Source organism: Oligella urethralis DSM 7531 (genome assembly GCF_000372065.1).
In the GTDB taxonomy this organism is placed as follows: Bacteria; Pseudomonadota; Gammaproteobacteria; order Burkholderiales; family Burkholderiaceae_B; genus Oligella; species Oligella urethralis.
The window spans coordinates 1-19,921 of sequence record NZ_AQVB01000021.1; the positions used below are offsets into that span (position 1 = coordinate 1).

General features: G+C 45.9%; 22 protein-coding genes. 17 read left to right on the forward strand and 5 right to left on the reverse strand.

From position 1 onward, the window contains the following. Nucleotides 1-614 precede the first annotated feature (614 nt). A complete protein-coding gene (locus tag A3GA_RS0109840; RefSeq protein ID WP_018027239.1) occupies nt 615-1,724 on the reverse strand; it encodes an extracellular catalytic domain type 1 short-chain-length polyhydroxyalkanoate depolymerase in 1,110 nt (369 codons plus the stop codon). A gap of 117 nt (nt 1,725-1,841) precedes the next feature. On the opposite strand from A3GA_RS0109840, the gene tadA reads away from it, so the two are divergent. From tadA to A3GA_RS0109860, 4 genes are read left to right on the forward strand one after another with little or no spacing between them, the layout of a single operon-like run. Next, entirely contained in the window at nt 1,842-2,315 is a 474-nt protein-coding gene (gene tadA, locus A3GA_RS0109845) for a tRNA adenosine(34) deaminase TadA (protein WP_018027240.1), read from the forward strand. Nucleotides 2,316-2,360: 45 nt separating this feature from the next. After that, nucleotides 2,361-3,422, forward strand: coding sequence for an LD-carboxypeptidase (locus A3GA_RS0109850; RefSeq protein ID WP_018027241.1), 1,062 nt, complete (start codon nt 2,361-2,363; stop codon nt 3,420-3,422). Nucleotide 3,423: 1 nt separating this feature from the next. Beyond that, nucleotides 3,424-5,025: an ABC-F family ATPase gene (locus A3GA_RS0109855; RefSeq protein ID WP_018027242.1), complete on the forward strand. Its 1,602-nt coding sequence runs from the start codon at nt 3,424-3,426 to the stop codon at nt 5,023-5,025. A 27-nt stretch (nt 5,026-5,052) separates the two neighbouring features. After that, on the forward strand, nt 5,053-5,652 hold the full coding sequence (locus A3GA_RS0109860) for an IMPACT family protein (protein ID WP_018027243.1): 600 nt from the start codon (nt 5,053-5,055) through the stop codon (nt 5,650-5,652). Between the two features lie 115 nt (nt 5,653-5,767). Here A3GA_RS0109860 and trxA read toward each other — a convergent pair whose 3' ends face one another. Both trxA and A3GA_RS0109870 read right to left on the reverse strand, forming a co-directional pair. Then, on the reverse strand, nt 5,768-6,151 hold the full coding sequence (gene trxA / locus A3GA_RS0109865; protein WP_018027244.1) for a thioredoxin: 384 nt from the start codon (nt 6,149-6,151) through the stop codon (nt 5,768-5,770). Nucleotides 6,152-6,291: 140 nt separating this feature from the next. Continuing rightward, nucleotides 6,292-7,581 carry an NCS2 family permease gene (locus A3GA_RS0109870; RefSeq protein WP_018027245.1) on the reverse strand — a complete coding sequence of 430 codons (1,290 nt, stop codon included), beginning with the start codon at nt 7,579-7,581 and terminating at the stop codon, nt 6,292-6,294. Between the two features lie 88 nt (nt 7,582-7,669). Between A3GA_RS0109870 and tsaD the strand changes: the two genes are divergently transcribed. After that, the gene (gene tsaD, locus A3GA_RS0109875; protein ID WP_018027246.1) at nt 7,670-8,698 is read left to right on the forward strand and encodes a tRNA (adenosine(37)-N6)-threonylcarbamoyltransferase complex transferase subunit TsaD; all 1,029 of its coding nucleotides are present in this window, start codon (nt 7,670-7,672) and stop codon (nt 8,696-8,698) included. A gap of 43 nt (nt 8,699-8,741) precedes the next feature. On the opposite strand, the gene plsY is transcribed toward tsaD, so the two are convergent. Next, on the reverse strand, nt 8,742-9,431 hold the full coding sequence (gene plsY / locus A3GA_RS0109880) for a glycerol-3-phosphate 1-O-acyltransferase PlsY (RefSeq protein WP_018027247.1): 690 nt from the start codon (nt 9,429-9,431) through the stop codon (nt 8,742-8,744). 164 nt (nt 9,432-9,595) lie between these two features. Between plsY and surE the strand changes: the two genes are divergently transcribed. The 9 genes from surE (at nt 9,596) to A3GA_RS0109930 (ending at nt 16,596) form a co-directional block, all read left to right on the forward strand. Next, nucleotides 9,596-10,348 carry a 5'/3'-nucleotidase SurE gene (gene surE / locus A3GA_RS0109885; protein WP_018027248.1) on the forward strand — a complete coding sequence of 251 codons (753 nt, stop codon included), beginning with the start codon at nt 9,596-9,598 and terminating at the stop codon, nt 10,346-10,348. 74 nt (nt 10,349-10,422) lie between these two features. Next, the gene (locus A3GA_RS0109890) at nt 10,423-11,214 is read left to right on the forward strand and encodes a protein-L-isoaspartate(D-aspartate) O-methyltransferase (protein WP_026156943.1); all 792 of its coding nucleotides are present in this window, start codon (nt 10,423-10,425) and stop codon (nt 11,212-11,214) included. 126 nt (nt 11,215-11,340) lie between these two features. Next, nucleotides 11,341-12,063 (forward strand): peptidoglycan DD-metalloendopeptidase family protein, encoded by a 723-nt coding sequence (locus tag A3GA_RS0109895; RefSeq protein WP_018027250.1) that lies wholly within the window; start codon nt 11,341-11,343, stop codon nt 12,061-12,063. 25 nt (nt 12,064-12,088) lie between these two features. Beyond that, on the forward strand, nt 12,089-12,874 hold the full coding sequence (locus tag A3GA_RS0109900) for a 3'-5' exonuclease (RefSeq protein ID WP_018027251.1): 786 nt from the start codon (nt 12,089-12,091) through the stop codon (nt 12,872-12,874). A 147-nt stretch (nt 12,875-13,021) separates the two neighbouring features. Beyond that, nucleotides 13,022-14,401 (forward strand): 23S rRNA (uracil(1939)-C(5))-methyltransferase RlmD, encoded by a 1,380-nt coding sequence (rlmD, locus tag A3GA_RS11600; RefSeq protein WP_018027252.1) that lies wholly within the window; start codon nt 13,022-13,024, stop codon nt 14,399-14,401. 80 nt (nt 14,402-14,481) lie between these two features. After that, nucleotides 14,482-15,156 (forward strand): 7-cyano-7-deazaguanine synthase QueC, encoded by a 675-nt coding sequence (queC, locus tag A3GA_RS0109910; protein WP_018027253.1) that lies wholly within the window; start codon nt 14,482-14,484, stop codon nt 15,154-15,156. A 66-nt stretch (nt 15,157-15,222) separates the two neighbouring features. Beyond that, nucleotides 15,223-15,528: a DUF4298 domain-containing protein gene (locus A3GA_RS0109915; protein WP_018027254.1), complete on the forward strand. Its 306-nt coding sequence runs from the start codon at nt 15,223-15,225 to the stop codon at nt 15,526-15,528. Nucleotides 15,529-16,121: 593 nt separating this feature from the next. Beyond that, the gene (relB, locus tag A3GA_RS0109925; RefSeq protein WP_018027256.1) at nt 16,122-16,361 is read left to right on the forward strand and encodes a type II toxin-antitoxin system RelB family antitoxin; all 240 of its coding nucleotides are present in this window, start codon (nt 16,122-16,124) and stop codon (nt 16,359-16,361) included. After that, a complete protein-coding gene (locus A3GA_RS0109930) occupies nt 16,345-16,596 on the forward strand; it encodes a type II toxin-antitoxin system RelE family toxin (RefSeq protein WP_018027257.1) in 252 nt (83 codons plus the stop codon). The genes relB and A3GA_RS0109930 overlap by 17 nt, the downstream gene beginning before the upstream one ends. A gap of 72 nt (nt 16,597-16,668) precedes the next feature. Here the strand turns inward: A3GA_RS0109930 and A3GA_RS0109935 are convergent, their stop codons facing one another. After that, a complete protein-coding gene (locus A3GA_RS0109935; protein WP_018027258.1) occupies nt 16,669-18,345 on the reverse strand; it encodes an AIPR family protein in 1,677 nt (558 codons plus the stop codon). 220 nt (nt 18,346-18,565) lie between these two features. Between A3GA_RS0109935 and A3GA_RS0109940 the strand changes: the two genes are divergently transcribed. The 3 genes from A3GA_RS0109940 to A3GA_RS0109950 all read left to right on the forward strand — a co-directional run. After that, nucleotides 18,566-18,838, forward strand: coding sequence for a hypothetical protein (locus tag A3GA_RS0109940; protein ID WP_018027259.1), 273 nt, complete (start codon nt 18,566-18,568; stop codon nt 18,836-18,838). Between the two features lies 1 nt (nt 18,839). Further along, complete coding sequence (locus A3GA_RS0109945) at nt 18,840-19,616, forward strand: hypothetical protein (RefSeq protein WP_141742708.1); 777 nt, start codon at nt 18,840-18,842, stop codon at nt 19,614-19,616. Nucleotides 19,617-19,690: 74 nt separating this feature from the next. Beyond that, the coding region (locus A3GA_RS0109950) for a DUF1153 domain-containing protein (RefSeq protein ID WP_276324703.1) at nt 19,691-19,921 on the forward strand (231 nt) is incomplete at its 3' end.

Genomic DNA, 19,921 nt, shown 5'->3' on the forward strand with positions numbered 1-19,921 from the left:
ACCGCAAATCTTAGAGGTGGCTACCGCCTTGCAATTCACACCTTGCATCTAAGATTCTTATTTCAAACTAACCCTACCGTTAAGATTGTCTGTTGACACGAGCTAGTTTGAGAGTGTGTGTGGAATACCATCTACTAGCCAAAACACTGCGTACTCGCAATTTATACTTGTCTTAGCNGTTTTTTGTAGATGGTTTTATTTAATAGCTGATTGATTTTAGCAACTTTTTCGCCTTATATCCACCCTCGGAAGTGGGTGGTTTTACGGCGTCTGATGATAAAATTGATAAATCATAGTCAGCCCGCAACGCTTACCGAGTGTGTCGGTAGCGCAGGCTCTAACGCTGCATAAATATAAAGACCCTGTGTTGAGTGCCTTAACTCAAGACACCATGGGCGATCGTTCACTAGTTGATGGGACGGTAGCTCGCAAGCTCTGCGTGATGTATATCATGGCTCTGTTAAGCTTGCGGTAGGAGCGAATAGCGTTGAATGCGATATAAGCTTAAAATCACTATCTAGGTGATAACCCTAATCGTAACACAAGCTGACCATAAAAGTGAATGTGAGCAAGGACGGTGGTCGCCTATCGCAGGGCCCAATCCCTCGAAGCTTTTATGAGCTCGCTGTTTTGCTGCGACTTAGTTGATTAGAGGGCGTTGCATGGTGGTAAAAGAAGCGCAAAATCATCTCACTGGAGTTAGGACCAATGTTGCCATTAAAGGGGAGTGAGGTATCACCACCGGCCCACTCATGTCCCATATTATCCACTTCAATGAGTTTAACCAAGGGCTGTTTACGTTGGGAGAAATAGACTTTTTGGGTGTAGGCGTTTATTGTGTCTTCCTCGTGGCGAGTGACGACTGGCTTTGTATTCAGGGGCAGTTTATTTAAATAAAGTGCCTGCTTAGCAAGCGCTTCGGCATTACTGATATTGACGCGTCTATCCTTGACCCCATGCATAATTAGCGTGGGTATATTGTGCGCTTTGGGTTTGGCAAAGTCGCCTAGGTGTGCCAACAACTCTTCATCGCTAGCGGCATCGCTTCTTCCCATCACGTCTAAGCCGCTAGCGACGCCATGCGCCTGAGCAAATGCAGGTCCACTATGCAGTGCAACGGCAGCAAATTTTTCTGGGAAGCTAAAAGCGAGTGCTGTTGCCATGCCGGCGCCGGCAGACATGCCAGCCACAAAGATACGACTAGGGTGGATAGCGTGCTCCTTGGCGATCATATCGATTAATTGAATAATGGTATTCGCCTCAGCAATTCCTGCGTCTTTGGTTAAACTATACCAACGCCAACATTGAACCAGATTATTCTTTTTGCTTTGTTCGGGGTATAGCACGATAAAGCCAAACTTTTGCGCAAACACATTGATTTGCGAACCTTGGGCAAACACACTGGCATTTTGCTCACAGCCGTGTAGCATGACGACCAAGCCGCGCGCTTTAGTTGGTAGTGCATCTTTTGTCGTGGTGGGGATAAAGGTATAATACGTAAGTTCGTCAAGTAGCGTTTGCTCGCTAGTTTTCGGTGTGATAAATACATTTCTTTGCCATTGACCCACATCCTGCGGATCTGGGTGTAGAACCGTCATTTCACTGGTAGGCACTCGCGGAATCAAGTGATTCACCGATTTTAACCACTGATTTTGCATATTAATAAATGCAGAGGTCTGATTAAATAGGTTAGAAACACCGACGGCAAAGGGGTTAAATAGCATAGATAGGTGGATCCTTTGAGGCGAGATGTGAGCTTGATGTTTTTCATAAGCATAGCAACCTAGGCTGCTGCTTGGCAAGTTACAAGTGTATTTCACTCAGAAGCGTAATCAAAAGGTATGGATCAGGATCGTGTGTTTATGGCGATGGCCTTAGCAGAGGCAGAAAAAGCGATGCAAATTGGCGAGGTGCCGATTGGGGCGGTCGTGGTTGGTCCAGATCAGCAGCTTTTGGGTACGGGTTATAACCAAAGTATTTGTCTCAATGACCCGAGTGCTCACGCGGAGATGCTAGCGATTCGAGCGGCCGCAGCGCAATTGGGTAATTATCGCCTGCGCGATTGTACGCTTTACGTTACTTTAGAACCTTGTGCCATGTGTATGGGGGCTATTTTGCACAGTCGTATTCAGCGTGTCGTCTTTGCCGCCGCCGATCCTAAAACAGGGGCTTGTGGTTCGGTGCTTAGTTTGCAATCCGAGCCACGCCTCAATCATCATTGCTCGGTTACGCAGGGTGTCTTGGCTGAGAGGGCGGCAAGCTTGATAAAAGGCTTTTTTAAAGCACGTCGTCAAGTCAAAAAGTGCCGTTGTTAAACCCATCCTCTATAATAGAGTCAAATTTTTTAAAGGATAGTCTTTATGAATCATCATGAGCCGCAGGATAAAAGCATGGTTGAGCTGGCGGCTGAAGCGCTGCTTGACGATGAGCAGATACTTTCGGATGAGGCAAATGACGTGCCCCCGTACCTCATGGCCTACGAAGATAAAATGCCACTATATATTTTGTCACCATCGAGTGCGGTGGCGGACCCGAGTCAGTTCGAAGTGGCCACAGCGCGGTTGCAGGATTTCGGCTTTAACGTCAGTTTGGATCCGGAGGCCAAAGGTAGCTTTTCACGTTTTGCTGCTATTGATACGGCTAGAGCGGCAGCCTTTAGTCGGGCTGCCTTGAGTGATGCTCAGGTTGTGTTAGCCAGTCGGGGCGGTTATGGTATTAGTCGTATTTTGCATTTAATTGATTGGGATTTACTTGCAAAGCACCCTAAACGCTATGTGGGTTATAGCGATTTTACGGCCTTTAATTTAGCGCTTTTAGCCAAAACCGGTCTGGTGAGTTACACCGGTCCAGCGGCAATTCCTGATTTTGGTGGTCAAGCGGTAGATGAGCTGACGGCTGAGTTGTTTGTAGAAACCATGCGTGATGAATTGGAGATCCTTTGCTTTGAAGCGGCGGGCTCTGATGCGGTGGATGTACGTGGCGTGCTTTGGGGTGGTAATCTGGCGATGATTTGCTCACTCATCGGCACGCCGTATTTCCCTGAGATTGAAGAGGGTATTTTATTTATTGAGGATGTGTCTGAGCATCCTTATCGGATTGAGCGTATGCTGTGCCAACTATGGCAAGCCGGTATTTTAGCTAAGCAAAAGGCCATTATTCTGGGGCAGTTTAGCGATTATCAATTAGCCGCTCATGATAATGGTTATGACATGGATACGGTGATTCAATGGTTGCGCGAGGTGGTGGGGGTACCACTTGTGATGGGTCTGCCTTACGGTCATGGTGAGGTGCGCGTCACTTTGCCGATTGGTCAAGAGGTCGGTTTAGCCACCCAAAATGACATCGCCTATTTACTGTTGGCGGAGCATCATCATGCGCATGATGATAAGCACGACGCTAGCTTACATTCTGAGGATCTATAAATTGATCGCTACCTCTAATTTGACCATTCAGTTTGGTCCTAAGCCTTTATTTGAAAACGTTAACATCAAGTTTGCCGACGGCAATCGCTATGGCCTGATTGGTGCAAATGGCGCCGGTAAGTCCACCTTTATGAAAATTATTGGTGGTGATTTAGAGCCTAGCGCCGGTTCTGTCAGTTTAGAGTCAGGTTTGAGACTGGGTAAATTACGTCAGGATCAGTTTGCTTTTGAAGACCAATTGGTTATTGATGTGGTTATGATGGGGCACACTGAGATGTGGGCTGCGATGCAGGAGCGTGATGCCATTTATGTGGATCCAGCAGCCACGGATGATGACTACATGCGTGCCGCCGAATTGGAGGCGAAGTTTGCCGAGTACGATGGTTATACGGCAGAAGCAAGGGCGTCCGAGTTGCTGTTGGGATTAGAGTTGCCGATTGAACAGCATCGGCTACGGATGAGTGAAATTGCGCCAGGCTGGAAATTGCGTGTGCTATTGGCGCAAGCGCTGTTCTCCAATCCGGACGTTTTATTACTGGATGAACCGACCAATAACTTAGATATTCATACCATTCGTTGGTTAGAAGGGGTGTTAAATGGCTTTGATTCAACCATGGTGATCATCAGCCACGACCGCCATTTTTTAAATCAGGTATGCACTCATATGGCGGATGTCGATTTTGGCGAGATACGCGTTTATCCTGGTAATTACGATGATTATATGCTTGCCTCTACGCAGGCACGGGAGCGGCTATTAGCTAATAACGCTAAGGCCAAAGAGCGCATTGCCGAGCTACAGGATTTTGTCAGTCGTTTTGCGGCCAATAAATCAAAATCACGTCAAGCGACCTCACGCTTAAAGCAAATCGATAGGATAAAAGCGGAGCAGGTGGAGGTGAAACCATCCTCGCGTCAAAACCCCTACATACGTTTTGAACAAAATAAACCGCTACACCGTTTTGCAATTAATGCAGAAAAACTAGGTAAGGCCTATGAGCAACCGGTAATTAGCAGCTTTAATGCCATGATTGAGGCAGGGCAAAAAGTGGCAATTATTGGCGCTAATGGGGTGGGTAAAAGTACTTTATTGCGTTTGTTGGCAAATGACTTAAGCCCTGATGCAGGTGAGCTTAAGTGGGCGGAAAATGCAGATATAGGCTATATGGCGCAAGACGTGTCTGATCAGTTTGAGAGTGATCTGACTGTCTTCGATTGGATGGCACAATATCGTCAACCAGGTGATGACGATCAAGCCGTGCGTTCGGTGTTGGGTCGTTTACTTTTTTCTGCTGATGATATTGTCAAGAAGGTGTCCATTCTCTCTGGTGGTGAAAAAAACCGGATGACGTTTGGTCGCATGATGCTTGGTCGCCATAATATTTTATTGTTAGATGAGCCCACGAACCATTTGGATATGGAGTCGATTGAATCGCTACAAATGGCTTTAGAGAAGTATCAAGGCACGGTGGTGGTCGTTTCGCATGACCGTCAGTTTATTTCCGGTATTGCCGATCGCATTATCGAAATTTTACCGGATGGCGAGATAATTGATTACTCTGGTGATTATGATGCCTATCTGGCCTCTCGTGGTCTTGAGCAGTAACCGCAACCTCAGTCAAAGGAGCCAGGCTTGTTTGAACTGATAACCGCAGTTTCTTACGAGGAAACGATTAAGAAAAGTCTTTTTATTGTCCATGCTGCCCCAGTAGCGAGTGTGGATGAGGCTTTGCAGTTTATTGAAGCGCATAGTCAGGCGGATGCCACGCACAATTGTTGGGCCTTTCGTATCGGTGATGACTATCGCTTTAATGATGATGGTGAGCCTGGCGGTACGGCCGGACGACCTATTCTAGCCGCGATTGAGGGGAGGGAACTAACGAATATCGTGGTCTTAGTGATTCGCTACTATGGCGGTATTAAGTTAGGCACAGGCGGTTTGGTGCGAGCCTATGGGGGCACTGCCGCCAAGTGTTTGCATGAGGCACCGAAGCGTAAAATTGTCGCCATGAGTCGCGTGTACTGCGATTGCCCTTATTCGGAGATGGAGCGAGTTAAAGTGCATTTGGCCCAAGCGGGGGTGCAGCTTGTTGCAGAGGAATTTGACGAGGTAGGAGTGAAATGGGAGTGGTTAATTCCCTTGTCGATGGTGCAGGAGCTCGAAGTAAGCCATCGTAACTTAACTCGAGGGCAGGCCAACTGGGAAATACGTACAGCTGAGGAAATGATTTAGTCTGCGTGAATTTGCTGTGCTTAGCTCGCTAAGCTAAGCGCTTGGTCAATTAAAAAATACGGTCGCCATGCTTAAGCAAGGCGACCGCATCTAAAGGCTAAGGGGCTAACACCGACTAGGCTTGCTTGTCGTCTTGTGCTTGTCCTTGAGCGGCAAGCTCGGCCCGAACTTGATCCATATCGACTTCCTTGACCTTAGTCAGTACCTCCTCAAACTGAGCGGGAGCCAATGCGCCAGGCTGAGAGAATAGTAAGATGCGATCACGGAAAATCATCAAGGTGGGGATCGAGCGAATTTTTAGGGCCTGAGCAATTTCCTGCTCCTCGTCCGTATTGACCTTAAAGAATTTCATCTCCGTATGCTTTTCAGCAGCCGCCTCAAAGGTAGGGCTAAACTGCTGGCAGGGACCACACCAAGGGGCCCAGAAATCAATCACCACAATGCCATCTTGATTAAGGGCATCTTGGAAAGTGTCTTTAGTTAATTCTTGATAGCTCATAACAGTCCTTTTGATGAGGTGAGTGGGCAGAAACTTTATATCAAAGCAACTGCATGGATTAACCCTATTGTATATGGAGATCGATCGGAATAATCCAAGAGTACTTACAGAATCTGCCACTATGTCCCTTTAAAAAAAGCTTATTCGATAGCGAAACGCACGATAAATAAGGCAGCCACAAGAATTGTAGCGAGATGTAAATCTCTGAATTTACCTGTAATTAGTTTAAGTACGACATAACTGATAAAGCCAAACGCAATCCCTTCAGCAATGGAGTAGGTAAATGGCATAATTAATGCGGTAAGCGAGGCCGGCACGGCTTCGGTTGGATCGCCCCAATCAATTTCAATTAATTCACGCATCATCAGACCAGCCACATAGAGTAGGGCGGGTGCGGTAGCATAGGCTGGGACGATGCCAGCGATCGGTGCAAAGAATAAGGACAGTAGGAATAAAATACCTACCACCATCGCAGTCATCCCCGTGCGGCCACCACTTTGTACACCGGAGGCACTCTCGGCGTAGGCGGTGGTACTACTGGTACCGATCAGAGAACCCGCCAAAATCGCTGTACTATCCGCAAATAGCGCTTTACCCAAGCGATTAGGACGGTCTTCGGGCATCAGACCAGCGCGTTTAGCAACGCCGATTAAGGTACCGGTAGCATCAAAAACTTCCACCAGTACAAACACCAGAATCACATTAATAAAACCAAAATTTAACACCCCCCAAATATCTAATTGCAAAAAGGTGGGCGCAATAGACGGTGGCATAGAAATCAAGCTATCCGGTGCTTGGCTATAACCAAAGAGCATGGATAACAGACTGACAAATAAAATACCGATTAAAATCGCTCCCTTAACGCGTAGGGTATCTAAAGCGACAATCACAAAAAAGCCCAAAATGGTAAATAATACCTGGTGTGAAGAGAGATCCCCTTGGCCTACAAGTGTGGCTTGATTGTGTACCACAATGCCCGAGGTTTGCAACGCAATAAAGGCAAGGAATAAACCGATACCTGCGACAATCGATGAGCGCAGAGATTTGGGAATACCGCGAATTAACCATGCACGAATACCGGTTGCGGTTAAAATAATAAAGATCACCCCAGAGACAAATACCGCCCCCAGTGCTTGCTGCCATGTATAGCCTAAGGCGCCCACCACGGTAAAGGCAAAAAAGGCATTTAAGCCCATACCGGGTGCCATGCCGATTGGCCAGTTAGCAAAAAAGGCCATGACAAAGCAGCCGATGGCGGCGGCGAGGCAGGTACTCACAAAAATGGCACCCTGATCCATACCAGTGGTGCCAAGAATTTGCGGGTTAACAAAGATGATATAGGCCATGGTCAAAAAGGTGGTAAGACCTGCGACGACCTCAGTGCGAGCGGTGGTATGATGCTCACGAAGCTTAAAGAGTGATTCAAACATAGTGCTTTGTACGTTTAAAAACGATGTAAAAATTGAAAAAAAATACCTTTAGTATTTTAAATCTTTAAAGAAATTAATACAGCAATTTATGAATATTCTCGGTTTTGAAAGTTCTTGTGATGAGACAGGTGTAGCCATTGTCAATACTGAAAAGGGCTTGTTAGCTCATGCCTTGCATAGTCAAATCGACATGCATCAAGCCTATGGTGGTGTGGTGCCGGAATTGGCCTCGCGCGATCATATTCGACGGGTGTTGCCCCTATGCTACGATGTACTGAAAAATGCTGGTTTAGCGGTGAGTGATATTGATGCGGTTGCCTTTACGGCTGGTCCGGGTTTGTCTGGTGCTTTATTAGTCACTGCCAGCGTAGCACAGGCCTTTGCGTGGAGTCATGATCTCCCTACCATCCCGATTCATCACTTGGAAGGGCATTTGTTATCGCCGATGCTGGCGCCCGAGGTGCCAGCGTTTCCTTTTGTGGCTTTATTAGTTTCTGGTGGTCACACGCAATTGATGCGAGTCGATGGTGTGGGACAGTATGAGCTATTAGGTGAAACCTTGGATGATGCCGCCGGCGAGGCCTTTGATAAATCAGCGAAGTTGCTGGGCTTACCCTATCCAGGGGGTCCGCATTTGGCGAGTTTAGCCGAAGGGGGCGAGGCAGATCGTTTTCAACTGCCACGTCCTTTAAAGCATAGTCAAGATTTGGACTTTAGCTTTAGCGGCTTAAAGACGGCCGTCTTAACCACCCTTAGAAAGCTAGAGGCGCAAGGCGCTGTGAGTGAGCAGGATAGAGCCGATTTGGCGGCCGCCACCCAAGCAGCGATTATTGATGTCTTGGGTTATAAGGCGATTAAGGCCATGAAGCAAAGCGGTCTAAAGCGCTTAGTGGTGGCTGGCGGTGTGGGTGCGAATCGTCAGCTTCGTGACTTTTTAGATAGGGAGACACAGCGTTTGGGTGCCAAGGTGTATTTTCCGCCCTTGGCTTTATGTACGGATAATGGCGCCATGATTGCGCATGCAGCCGCTGAGCGTATCAAAGCAGGCCTAGTGGATTTGTCAGCACGTAATTATAGCCATCGCATACGTACCCGCTGGGACTTGGCTGAGCTCTAAGTACTTGCTAGGCCTTTTCCTGAGTACTGCTAAGGTACCCAGACTAGATACGCTTTTTGCGTTTACTATGTGCAGTTGATGTGGTGGCGCTTGGTGGTGGGGCGTTTTTCTTGCTGCCGATTTTGCTTTCTTTGCCATGGATCAGTTTATGAATATTGCCTTTGTGCTTATAGATGAGCCAAATAGCAATCACAAGAATCGCACTCATCCACGGCCAAGTAAAATTGCCATTGCTGGTACTCAAAAAGAGATAGTAAATTGGCGCCATAGCGGCACTCAGTATGGCAGCTAGCGACGAGTACTTAAACATCATTGCCACCATTAACCAGGTCACAATGCAAATAACACCGAGTAAGGGGTTTAGTGCTAACAATACCCCGACGCCAGTGGCCACGCCCTTGCCGCCTTTAAAGTTTAACCAGATCGAGTAGACATGCCCTAAGAAAACAGCAATGGCAGCCACTGTAATCAACCAGGGCGAGAGCTGCCACTTAGCGACCAATTGCATTGTAAGAAAGACCACTAACCATCCCTTTAGCAGGTCACCCAGCAGGGTCATGGCGGCGGCCTTTTTATTGCCACTGCGTAAGACATTGGTCGCGCCTGGATTACCCGAGCCATAGTGGCGTGGGTCCTCCAGCTTAAGCAGCTTGGAACTGATAATCGCAAAGGAGATGGAACCAATCAGATAAGCAATCGCAGCGATAATAAGGGCAAATAGCAGGGAAGACATGCGCTCTGAACTCTCTAAATAAATAATCGGCCTAGCTATTATATTGAAAAAACCAAGCAACGACCGTGGCAGTTAGAAAAATGCATTTTACATTGTATTTTTGCGGCCTAAAACAAAGGCTAAGGCTGTTATAATCTTTAGCATCCAAATAAAGCGGTTGTGGTATGAGAAAACATATTCTTCTTTCAAATGATGATGGCTATCATGCCAAGGGCATCGAGGCTCTGTATGAGGCATTAAGCGAAATAGCTGATGTGACGGTGGTGGCCCCTGAGACAAATCATAGTGGCGCTTCTAATTCATTGACCTTAAACCGTCCATTGGCGGTGCGACAAGCAAAAAATGGCTTTTATTATGTCAATGGCACGCCATCTGACTCGGTGCATGTGGCATTAACTGGCTTGATTGAACGGGAGATTGATTTAGTCGTTGCAGGGATTAATAACGGCGCTAATCTCGGTGAGGATACGCTGTACTCTGGTACCGTAGCGGCGGCTACCGAGGGCTTTTTATTTGGTTACCCAGCGCTTGCCTTTTCACTCATTGAGCGTGAGTGGCCGCATTTGGAAGCAGCGGCACAGATTAGTCAGTATATTGTTAAAAAGCAATTAGCACAGCCTCGTCAAGCGCCGATGCTATTAAGTGTTAATATTCCCGCCTTAGCCGCACATGATCCTGAGAATATTCGGGTTACTCGTTTAGGTCGTCGCCATCCATCACAGGCTGTAGTACCCACGAGCAGTCCAAATGGTGAGACCATGTATTGGATCGGCGCAGTGGGTAATGTTCGTGATTTTGCGGATGATACGGACTTCGGCGCCGTGCAAAATGGCTATGTGGCAGTGACGCCACTCAATCTTGATTTAACCCACCACGCTGAGCTTGAATTAACTCGTCAGTGGATTAGTAGTAAATAATTTTAATGGCAAGTAACCCACTTACATTCCGGCCCCATTTGCGTGATGCGCAAATTAAGCGCGAGGCAGCCAAAATGGAGGGCATGGGCATGATTCCCAAGCCCGTGGTCTCTGCAGCCAACAGCAACACACGCATTCTATCTGCTGGTCAGGGCACACTCGCTGATGCGAATCGACGTGCTCGACCCTTGGCGCAGTCTACTTGTCGAGCATCAATGAATATTGGCCTGAACTCTACCCGCATGCGAGAGCGTATGGTTGAGCGCTTGCAACAACAGGGGATTAGCGATGCGCGGGTGCTGGAAGCGATGTTTAGGGTGCCACGGCATATTTTTGTTGATCAGGGGCTGGCCAGTCGCGCGTATGATGATGCCGCCTTACCCATTGGTTATAAGCAAACCATCTCCCAGCCGTATATCGTCGCTCGCATGATCTCCTTGGCGCTAGCGGCTGGCAGGAGTGGGCGGGTGTTGGAAATCGGTGCCGGTTGTGGTTATCAGACGGCTGTATTGGCTGAATTGTACAATCAAGTGTATGCGGTTGAACGAATTCGCGGGCTGTATGAGTTGGCGAGTGAGAATCTTTCCCATCTGCCGAAAACCGCCCATATTCATTTACACTATGGAGATGGACTTCAGGGCTTAGCACCGTTTGCGCCCTTTGATGCTATCGTGATTGCGGCGGCGGGTTTGGACTTGCCGCAGACATTATTTGAACAGCTCGCCATCGGTGGGCGTTTAGTTGCTCCGGTGGGTGGTGCAAGACAGTATTTACTGATGTTTGAACGCGTCTCGCTGTACCAGTGGGAGCGGCATGAACTCGAAGAAACACGTTTTGTGCCCCTACTTCCAGGGGTAGAGGCTTAGGCTAGATTGAGTATTTGTTACCACTTTGTCAGCCTTGATAAGCTACAATGAATCAATCTAATCGTCAGTCGATTTTTAGAATTTTTTTGATTGCTTTTGAAATTCCTTAGTGAAAAAGGTTATTGGATGAATAGAAAAATATACATCATCGGTGCCCTATGTTTATCAGCGATATTAGCTGCTTGTAGCTCGGGCACTAAGGCCCCGATCAGCTCAGCAGGCGGTTCGACTGCTTCTGCTAGCGCAGGTGGTGGTACCTATGTCGTGCAACGAGGTGATACCTTGTACTCGATCGCCAGACGTCACGGCACCACCGTGGCAAATCTATCCGCTTTAAACGGCATTTCTGATCCGTCCCAGCTGGAGGTTGGACAGCGTTTACGTGTCGGTGGTGCGGTGGCATCATCAAGCGCCATGCCGTCTGCACCAGCAAGAAGCTCATCACCATCGGCTGCCGCAACTCAGCCAGCTCGTGCCAGCGATGCGGCGACGATTGCATGGGCTTGGCCAGTGCGGGGTAATGTCATTACCCAATTCTCTAATACCACCCGTGGTATTGATATTGCTGGCACCATTGGTACGCCGGTTAACGCAGCCGCTGATGGTACCGTCTCCTATGTCGGTAATGGCTTACGCGGCCTGGGTAATCTTGTGTTAGTGACTCACAGTAACGGCTTTATTACGGCATATGCACATAATAGCCGCATTACCGTGCAAACAAACGAGCGTGTCAAAAGGGGGCAGAAAATCGCTGAGTTAGGTGATAGTGATACCACTTCGCCGCGTCTGCATTTCCAGATTCGTCGTAACGGCACCCCGGTGAATCCGCTGTCTTATCTACCTAAATAAGTTAGTTTGATTAGTTGTCAATGCCATGTACCCACGTCTTGTCTTTGATTTAGAAACAATCCCTGATGCACATGGCATTCGCCAATTGATGCAGCTTGATCCTGCCTTGTCGGATGCGGAGGTGGTTGAAATTGCTCAGCGTGAGCGCTTAGAGCAAAGCGGCACCGATTTTATGCCCTTGCATTTGCAAAAAATCATTGCCATAGGCTGCGTTTTTAGAAATAAAGACAGTTTTCATGTGAAGTGTTTAGGTGAGCCAGGTGATGATGAGGCTTCACTTATTCGTAGCTTCTATAAAGTCATTGATCACTACGTACCGGTGCTGATTTCTTGGAATGGTTCTGGTTTTGATCTGCCAGTACTGCATTACCGGGCGATGATTCACGGCATCCCTTCCTTGCGCTATTGGGATAGGGGTGAGGAGGATCGCAGTTTTCAATACAACAACTACCTCAATCGCTATCACGATCGTCACACCGATCTGATGGATGTGTTAGCCACGTACAACGCACGTGCTAATGCCCCCTTAGACCAGCTGGCCAAGCTTTGTGGCTTTCCGGGTAAGCTAGGCATGGACGGTAGTCAGGTGTGGCCATGCTATCAGAATGGCGGGATTGATGAGATTCGAGCGTATTGTGAGACGGATGTCGTCAATACTTGGCTGATGTACTTACGCTATCTACTGTTGACGTGTGAATTGGATCAGGCCGCTTACGAGCGGGAGTTACGTCTAGTGTATGACTCACTCACTGCGCTAGGCGAGCGTGCGCCCTGGCCGGAGTATTTAGCCGAGTGGCGTTATCCTGCTTAGCGTATGGAGTAGCCTAATTTGCTATGGTTTCGGCATAACAAGGGCCATGCTGCCTGACATCTCTGCGAGCCTCAGGCGGAAGCGCCTTTGTATTAATTTAGTGGCAAATCTCAGGTAAAATAGTCCCGTAGTTTTAGCAGGTGAGATATGTCAGAATTCTTTACGATTGAATCCCTTGATCTTGAGGCTCGCGGCATTGCCCGACGAGAGGGTAAAACGATTTTTGTCGAGGGGGCTTTGCCTGGCGAAACCGTTCGTGCCAAGGTCGTCAGAAGAAAACCCTCCTATGAAATAGCGGTGACTGAAGAGGTATTACATACCTCTAGTTTACGAGTAGAGCCCAAATGCCCCAATTTCGGTGTTTGTGGCGGCTGTTTGATGCAGCACGTAGAACCCCATGCCCAGGTGGCAATTAAGCAAAGAGCCTTAGAGGATTGTTTTAAGCATATAGCCAAGTTGGATATTCCTCAGATATTACCTGCGCTCTATGGGCCGTTTTGGCATTATCGCTATCGCGCCCGTCTGTCCGTGCGTTACGTAGCAAAAAAAGGCGGGGTATTGATTGGGTTTAGAGAGCGTAAAAGTAGCTATGTAGCCGATATGACGGAGTGCTTGGTACTGCCTCAACGGCTGTCTGATATGCTGCCGGCGCTCCGTCAATTGATTGCGTCCTTAAGTATTAAAGAGCGGATTCCGCAGATGGAAGTGGCTATGGGTGATGAGGTGTTAGTTTTGGTACTACGCCATCTGGAGCCTTTTGAAGCGGCGGATATTGCCAAGTTGCACGCCTTTGCGGCAGAGCACGGCGTGAGTTGGTGGCTTCAACCCAAGGGACCGGATACGGTACATCCGCTGCTCGCTGAGGATGAGCAAAAGCTCGCATATCGTCTTGATCAGTTCGGCTTGAGAATGGCTTATCGACCGACCGATTTTACTCAGGTGAATCACTTTATTAATCGCTCCATGATTGCCAAAGCATTGAATTTATTGGCGGTGGAAGCCGGTGATAGAGTGGCGGATTTATTCTGTGGTTTAGGCAATTTCAGCGTACCGCTTGCCACCCACGCCAAGGAGGTGGTGGGCATTGAGGGTAGTGAGGCCTTGACCGAACGAGCACTGGCTGCTGCCGCTCAGCATGGTTTGGCGGATAAAATGAGTTTTTCTACCTTAAATCTTTTTGAGGTGGATGTGGAATGGCTGCGAGCATTGGGTTACTTTGATCGCATGTTGATTGACCCGCCACGTGATGGTGCCTTAGCTGTAGCGCGTGCGCTAGCCGCCTTGAAAGCGCAGGAGCGACCTAAACGCATTGTGTATGTTTCCTGTAATCCCGCCACCTTAGCACGTGATGCAGCGATTTTGGTCAGAGTCGGTGGCTATCGCTTAATCAGTGCTGGGGTGATAAATATGTTTCCGCACACGGGGCATGTTGAGTCTATTGCAGTGTTTGAATATCACCCGGGTGATCCCATACCAGCGCCGGAGGCGGAAGAGGGTGAAGAGCAGGGTGAGGCATTGCTAACATAGTATAATGGCAGCCAAGCGCGGTTCGAAATCCTCCCGCGCCGTTCTCTTGAAGGGCGAAATAAAAACTACGGAAACTTATTATGTTATGTTCAGAACAAGCCTTGGTCATCTTTTCGGGTGGCCAAGACTCAACGACTTGCCTGTTACAGGCATTGGCCCATTACGGGCCGAATCAGGTGCAAGCGATCAGTTTTATATATGGTCAACGACACGCCATTGAGTTGAATTGTGCGCGAGCGATTGCCGAGGCATTGGGAGTGAAGCAACATATCTTGGATTTGTCGCTGATGGCGCAAGTAACGCATAATGCCCTAATGGATGCGAAAGCGCCTATAAAAAACTCCCCCGATGGCCCACCAAACACCATGGTGGATGGGCGCAACGCCTTATTCTTAATGTACGCTGCTATCTATGCAAAGTCCCAAGGCATTAAGCATGTGATTTTGGGGGTGAGTGAAACGGATTTCAGTGGCTACCCAGATTGTCGCGACATTTTTGTAAAGTCCATGAATGTGAGCTTGAATTTAGCCATGGATTATGATTTTCAAATCCACACCCCCTTAATGCATTTAACTAAGGCGCAGACTTGGGCCTTAGCTGATGAATTGGGCTATTTGGATTTTGTACGTCAAAAAACGCATACTTGCTATTTAGGAGTGCAGGGCGGCTGTGGTCATTGCCCTAGTTGTGAATTACGTGATAAGGGCTTGCGTGAGTATTTGTCAAGCAAGGAAACTGGGAATGAAAGTTGTTAAGCGCTTTAACTCGGGGTTTAAAGCGATTCGCCGCTAAGTCCAACGTGATTTCATAGGAGAAGCATCATGGAGCAACAGTTTAAACATATCAAGCAAATGGAACACATTCTTAATCAGATGAATGAGCTGATGGAAACACTGCGCACAACGCATGCGCAGTGGGCTGCGCTTCAGGCTGATTATGATGCTTTGGTGAGCTATTACGGGAGTGCGCAATGGCATGCCGATAACGAAGCCTATGATCGAGGTGAGATACCAAAGGAGCTGCCTTGTGGGGTCTTATCGGAAGACGCTGTGTTTAATTTAATCGCAGAGCAGCAAGCCGTGGCAGTGGAGTTTGTTAAGTTGGGTGCCGAAATATTGAGTAAGTGATGGTTGGTGTGTGCAGGATATTTTTGAGTAGTCCCTGAACTGAGGGTGTAAGGTATTTTGTGTAACTTGATTGAGAGTCTCAATGTATGCCCCTGTGTGACTTAAAGCAGCTTAAAACCCATATCATTTCACTAAGAGGTGTTCTTAAAAATGGGGGTCATACAAAGGGAGCTCCCTTAGATGTTGTTTTAGTCACAGTTTCCGATAGAACTACACTCGAAGACGCTTACCCCAACTATTTTGCTGATACAAAACTATTTTGTGAGATTATTAAAAAAATTGTATTTTATGAGCTTCGAGAGTATAATTAAGCCGTTAGTAAAAATTAGTCGGGCTAGGTTCGACTCCTAGGCGTAAGCGATGGGTATCCGAAGACTATATTTTAAACCCCTCATTTTAATTAATGAGGGGTTTCTTTTTGGCTGGTTGTAATGTGGTATGGAAATCTTCTCCCTATGTCACACGAGTTGTCCGATCATTTAATTTTTACTTTTAACCCATTTAGGGTGGCGGATTGGATTTTATAATGGTTGTTCATGTTCTCACTACAATGTACAATGTAATACAAATATTATACTGTTTTGGGTGAAACGATGAATAAGTCGACTAACGTATCTTTGCGTTTGCCAACAGAGCTTGTTGAGCGTATTAGTCACTTAGCTGAAACCACTGGTCGAAGTCGCACATATTATATGCAAGAAGCTATCAAGCAACATATTGATGATTTAGAAGACCTTTATTTGGCTGAGCAAGCATTGGTAGATGTGCGGACAGGAAAAAGTGAAACTATTTCTTTAGAAACGCTAATTGAAGAATATGGCTTGGAAGATTGAGTTAACAAAAGAAGTAGCTAAAAGAATTAGAAAACTCGATAAACCAGTAGCAAAGCGACTTATTCAGTTTTTGCACGAACGTGTTTCGACCTTGAATAATCCAAGAGACATTGGGGAAGCCCTAACTGGTAGCAAATTAGGCGAGTTTTGGAAATATCGTGTCGGTGACTACAGAATAATTTGTAAAATTAAAGACAATAATTTAACCATGTTAGTTGTCCTGATAGGACATTGAAAGTCTATATATGATAACGATTAACTAAACTTGTTCTGAATTAATCGTTATTCGAATTCAAAACCTACAAGATCATCTCGGCAAAAACTCTAATAAGTCCCCACGTCTAAAAGTGGCTGAGAGCTGTTGCAATGAAACTTGGCGTTCACCGTAAATTTCGGTTAATGCCTTTTGTAGTTGCAGGGCAGCCTCAGTAATTAACTCGGCTGTGTTCTGCTCTAAGTGGTGTATAAGCTCTTCAAGGTTTTTATGGTTGATATCCTGTAGTCGGATTTGGGCTTGAGACAACAGCAGTTGACCTACCAGCATGGCCATATAGTGTGCGGCGTAGGGTAGAAAGTCGGGTGTGGGTTGCAGCAGAGTGGGGCGCTTACGCTCGTTTTCAACTGCCCGAAATATCAATACGGCGAGTATGGCTTGGGCAGGGCTCAAGTTAGTGAAAACCTTTTCGTATAGGGCTCCAAAAAGTTCACGTCGTCGAAATTTACTTTGGTGTGGAGATTTGCGCCAAATAGCCATCACAGCTTCGGCGGTGGTAGCACTAGTAATAATGCGGCTACTGGTTGTTGACTCTTCACGGTAACGTCTATAGATGTAGCCAAGTGAATTAATACCTGTTTCCAGTTGAATTTGTAAGCTATCATTCGAGCGTAAGTCGCGTAAATCTACAGGGTTTTGGCTATTGGTGGCAAAAGTTATCTCGTTAATAAGTTGATCGTCATCACTTTCAAGTTCATAGAGGCGTAGCAATACGTAGACTTCATTAAAAGAATGAGCATCATTCGCTTCATTAATGGTTTGTTGAATGGTTTTGCAGGTTTGGCCACCATTAATAATTTGAATGTTTTCTAACTTTAGCTGGTAATCACTGCCTTGTAATGCGTTGTGGCGCATTTTGGTGCACGTCATGGTAATGCCGTTATTAAAAAAGTAAAAGTCTTTTTGCTTTTCTGGGCTTACTAGTGTGTCATGAATAGCATTATTTATTCGATTGGTGTTACGTCCTAAATAACGACGGATATTACGCTCAAGCAGTAAATCGCCATTGCGGTCAAATAGCTTAGCGATTTCAGTAACAGGTACTTTTCCAACTAAGACACGACGAAAGTTAAAGTCCTCGATTATAGCTTCTCCAGTAAGTTGAATACTGTCATTGACTGCTTTGCTTCGCTGTAAAACAGCGACGATATCATTATGGTTATAGTGTTCCCAATGGACTTGGCTGTGATTAAGCCCCGAGTTGTCGAGCCACTGTTGGGCCTGATTATTCCAACGTTGACCGTTGCTGCAAAATAGCAAACGAACATTGGGTATATACCCATCCCGAATCAGAGAGCGTACTTCCTCAATACGCGGGGCCAAACGTGGGTTCATGGTGAATTGTTTATTCGGGTCAAAAATATTACTGACAAGACTGATTAAACTTTTAATTGAGTTTTCTGGAAAATTAGTATCACCATTGAGGTTTTTATGAGTGTACTTGCCCTGAAACAAGGTAACAGTGAATTCGCCGTCATCGACTTCACTTAAGTGTAAGGCATCAACACCTAGATCATTGCCCCCCTCTGTGAGAAGTTCAAGAGCCTCTGTCAAAGGTGTATCTAATACCGTGCTTACGCATAACAGGACAAACGCAAGGGATTTCTTGCGCACAGGATCATCATTGCCAATAATCTCTTCCAGCTCACTTGATAGTTCTTCAGCGATGCCAATGATTCGTTGGTCAACAATACTTGCGTTAATATCCATAGCAGTTACCTTAAACTTAAAACTATTTGAAACCCATGTTTTAAAACAACCAGTCTATTATACAGTTGATCTATTTTATTGCTTGTATTCTGGAGGGCGTGATTTGTGTTTTAGAGATAAGTTTGTTGACTACAGGCTGAGGAAATATTCTACTTTTGGGCTGTGTTAATAATAGGATGGGTTTAATAAATGAGGAAGTTACCTAGGTAGATAATTAATTATGAAAATATATCACTATGATTATGACGATAAATATTTTATGTATTTTGAAGAGGTGCCAGAAGATTATGGTTTACCATATTCAGCGACTAAAATAGCTCCGCCTAACCTTGATGAATGGCCAGAAGGGCAAGTTCCTATTTTTGATGAACTAAATGAACAATGGTTCTATGCAAAAGTAGAAGGTTTTTGGCGTGTAAAAGTAAAAGAATTAAATTTCTATACTGGCAGAGATTCTAATGGTCCCGTTTATCTATTGGGGGGGGCGCAATGAAGTGCGTTACCAAGATAAGGTAATGGATTTTTCTCATAATTTACCTAGTATCAGTATGCCCAGAATAGGACGAGTACCTGATATCACTTCTCTTTTACAACGGATTGACTACATTGAATTTTGTATTGAGCAGATTGAAGCGTTTTACTCTGAGATTAAAGGGCATTACAGTGTAGGCATTACGGGTACAGGTTCTAATCATTATCATTTTATTGTAGAGAATTTAATTGCTTCTATTCGAAGATTTATAGATGATCTTGTTGTTGCTGCTTTTATGAATCTTTTTAAACGTTATAAACCATGGGAAAAAGAAATTGTTATTGAGGGGTATTCGGATATCTTTAGGCTAGATTTATTCAAAAATAAATTTAAAAAATCATACCCTGAAATTTTTAATAATGAGATAAGTGCTCAATTAGATAGTTTTAGACAAATGGTATTAGGTAAGAACTACAGATACTTATGGTTGATTCAAAATATAAGCAATACGTATAAACACTCTATTACAGCAGGTTTAGGAAAAACTACCTACGGTGTAGATTTTCCTACGCTTACAGTGATAGGTGTTATCAAACCGGATCACAATTTGGATACACTCACTTATCATAACCATAGCTTTCGACAAATAATTCTAGGATTAAAAGATTATTTGGATGATTTTGTTTTTTGCTATTTGAATCAAGAACTAAAAGCAGATTCAACAGTTGAAAATAAATGCACAAGTCATGTGATAGAGGGACATATATGGTATTTAAATGCTCCTTATGGCTATGCTTAATTAACCAATTATATAAACTTGTAATGACCCAGTAAAAACCTGCTCAGGTCTTAACTTGATATTATGGAGAAAATTTGACCATGAGTACAGAGATGAAGTCAGAGAATCGTCGTTGGACAGCCAAGCGTAAGAGTGCGTTAGTTTTAGATATTTTTAAAGGTAAAACCACCGTTTCGGAAGCAAGTCGAACCTACGATTTATCCCCTTCCGAGATTGAAGGATGGATTGAGGAGGCCACTGAGGGCATGGAGAATGCCCTACGAGCTAAACCTCACGATATTCGAGAGCAATATGAGCGTAAGGTG

What these genes read in the sequence shown, in the direction of transcription:
- A3GA_RS0109840 (WP_018027239.1), bottom strand. Translation starts at nt 1,724, where the DNA reads ATGCTATTTAACCCCTTTGCCGTCGGTGTTTCTAACCTATTTAATCAG.
- tadA (WP_018027240.1), top strand. Translation starts at nt 1,842, where the DNA reads ATGGATCAGGATCGTGTGTTTATGGCGATGGCCTTAGCAGAGGCAGAA.
- A3GA_RS0109850 (WP_018027241.1), top strand. Translation starts at nt 2,361, where the DNA reads ATGAATCATCATGAGCCGCAGGATAAAAGCATGGTTGAGCTGGCGGCT.
- trxA (WP_018027244.1), bottom strand. Translation starts at nt 6,151, where the DNA reads ATGAGCTATCAAGAATTAACTAAAGACACTTTCCAAGATGCCCTTAAT.
- A3GA_RS0109870 (WP_018027245.1), bottom strand. Translation starts at nt 7,581, where the DNA reads ATGTTTGAATCACTCTTTAAGCTTCGTGAGCATCATACCACCGCTCGC.
- tsaD (WP_018027246.1), top strand. Translation starts at nt 7,670, where the DNA reads ATGAATATTCTCGGTTTTGAAAGTTCTTGTGATGAGACAGGTGTAGCC.
- plsY (WP_018027247.1), bottom strand. Translation starts at nt 9,431, where the DNA reads ATGTCTTCCCTGCTATTTGCCCTTATTATCGCTGCGATTGCTTATCTG.
- surE (WP_018027248.1), top strand. Translation starts at nt 9,596, where the DNA reads ATGAGAAAACATATTCTTCTTTCAAATGATGATGGCTATCATGCCAAG.
- A3GA_RS0109890 (WP_026156943.1), top strand. Translation starts at nt 10,423, where the DNA reads ATGGAGGGCATGGGCATGATTCCCAAGCCCGTGGTCTCTGCAGCCAAC.
- A3GA_RS0109895 (WP_018027250.1), top strand. Translation starts at nt 11,341, where the DNA reads ATGAATAGAAAAATATACATCATCGGTGCCCTATGTTTATCAGCGATA.
- A3GA_RS0109900 (WP_018027251.1), top strand. Translation starts at nt 12,089, where the DNA reads ATGTACCCACGTCTTGTCTTTGATTTAGAAACAATCCCTGATGCACAT.
- rlmD (WP_018027252.1), top strand. Translation starts at nt 13,022, where the DNA reads ATGTCAGAATTCTTTACGATTGAATCCCTTGATCTTGAGGCTCGCGGC.
- queC (WP_018027253.1), top strand. Translation starts at nt 14,482, where the DNA reads ATGTTATGTTCAGAACAAGCCTTGGTCATCTTTTCGGGTGGCCAAGAC.
- A3GA_RS0109915 (WP_018027254.1), top strand. Translation starts at nt 15,223, where the DNA reads ATGGAGCAACAGTTTAAACATATCAAGCAAATGGAACACATTCTTAAT.
- relB (WP_018027256.1), top strand. Translation starts at nt 16,122, where the DNA reads ATGAATAAGTCGACTAACGTATCTTTGCGTTTGCCAACAGAGCTTGTT.
- A3GA_RS0109930 (WP_018027257.1), top strand. Translation starts at nt 16,345, where the DNA reads ATGGCTTGGAAGATTGAGTTAACAAAAGAAGTAGCTAAAAGAATTAGA.
- A3GA_RS0109935 (WP_018027258.1), bottom strand. Translation starts at nt 18,345, where the DNA reads ATGGATATTAACGCAAGTATTGTTGACCAACGAATCATTGGCATCGCT.
- A3GA_RS0109940 (WP_018027259.1), top strand. Translation starts at nt 18,566, where the DNA reads ATGAAAATATATCACTATGATTATGACGATAAATATTTTATGTATTTT.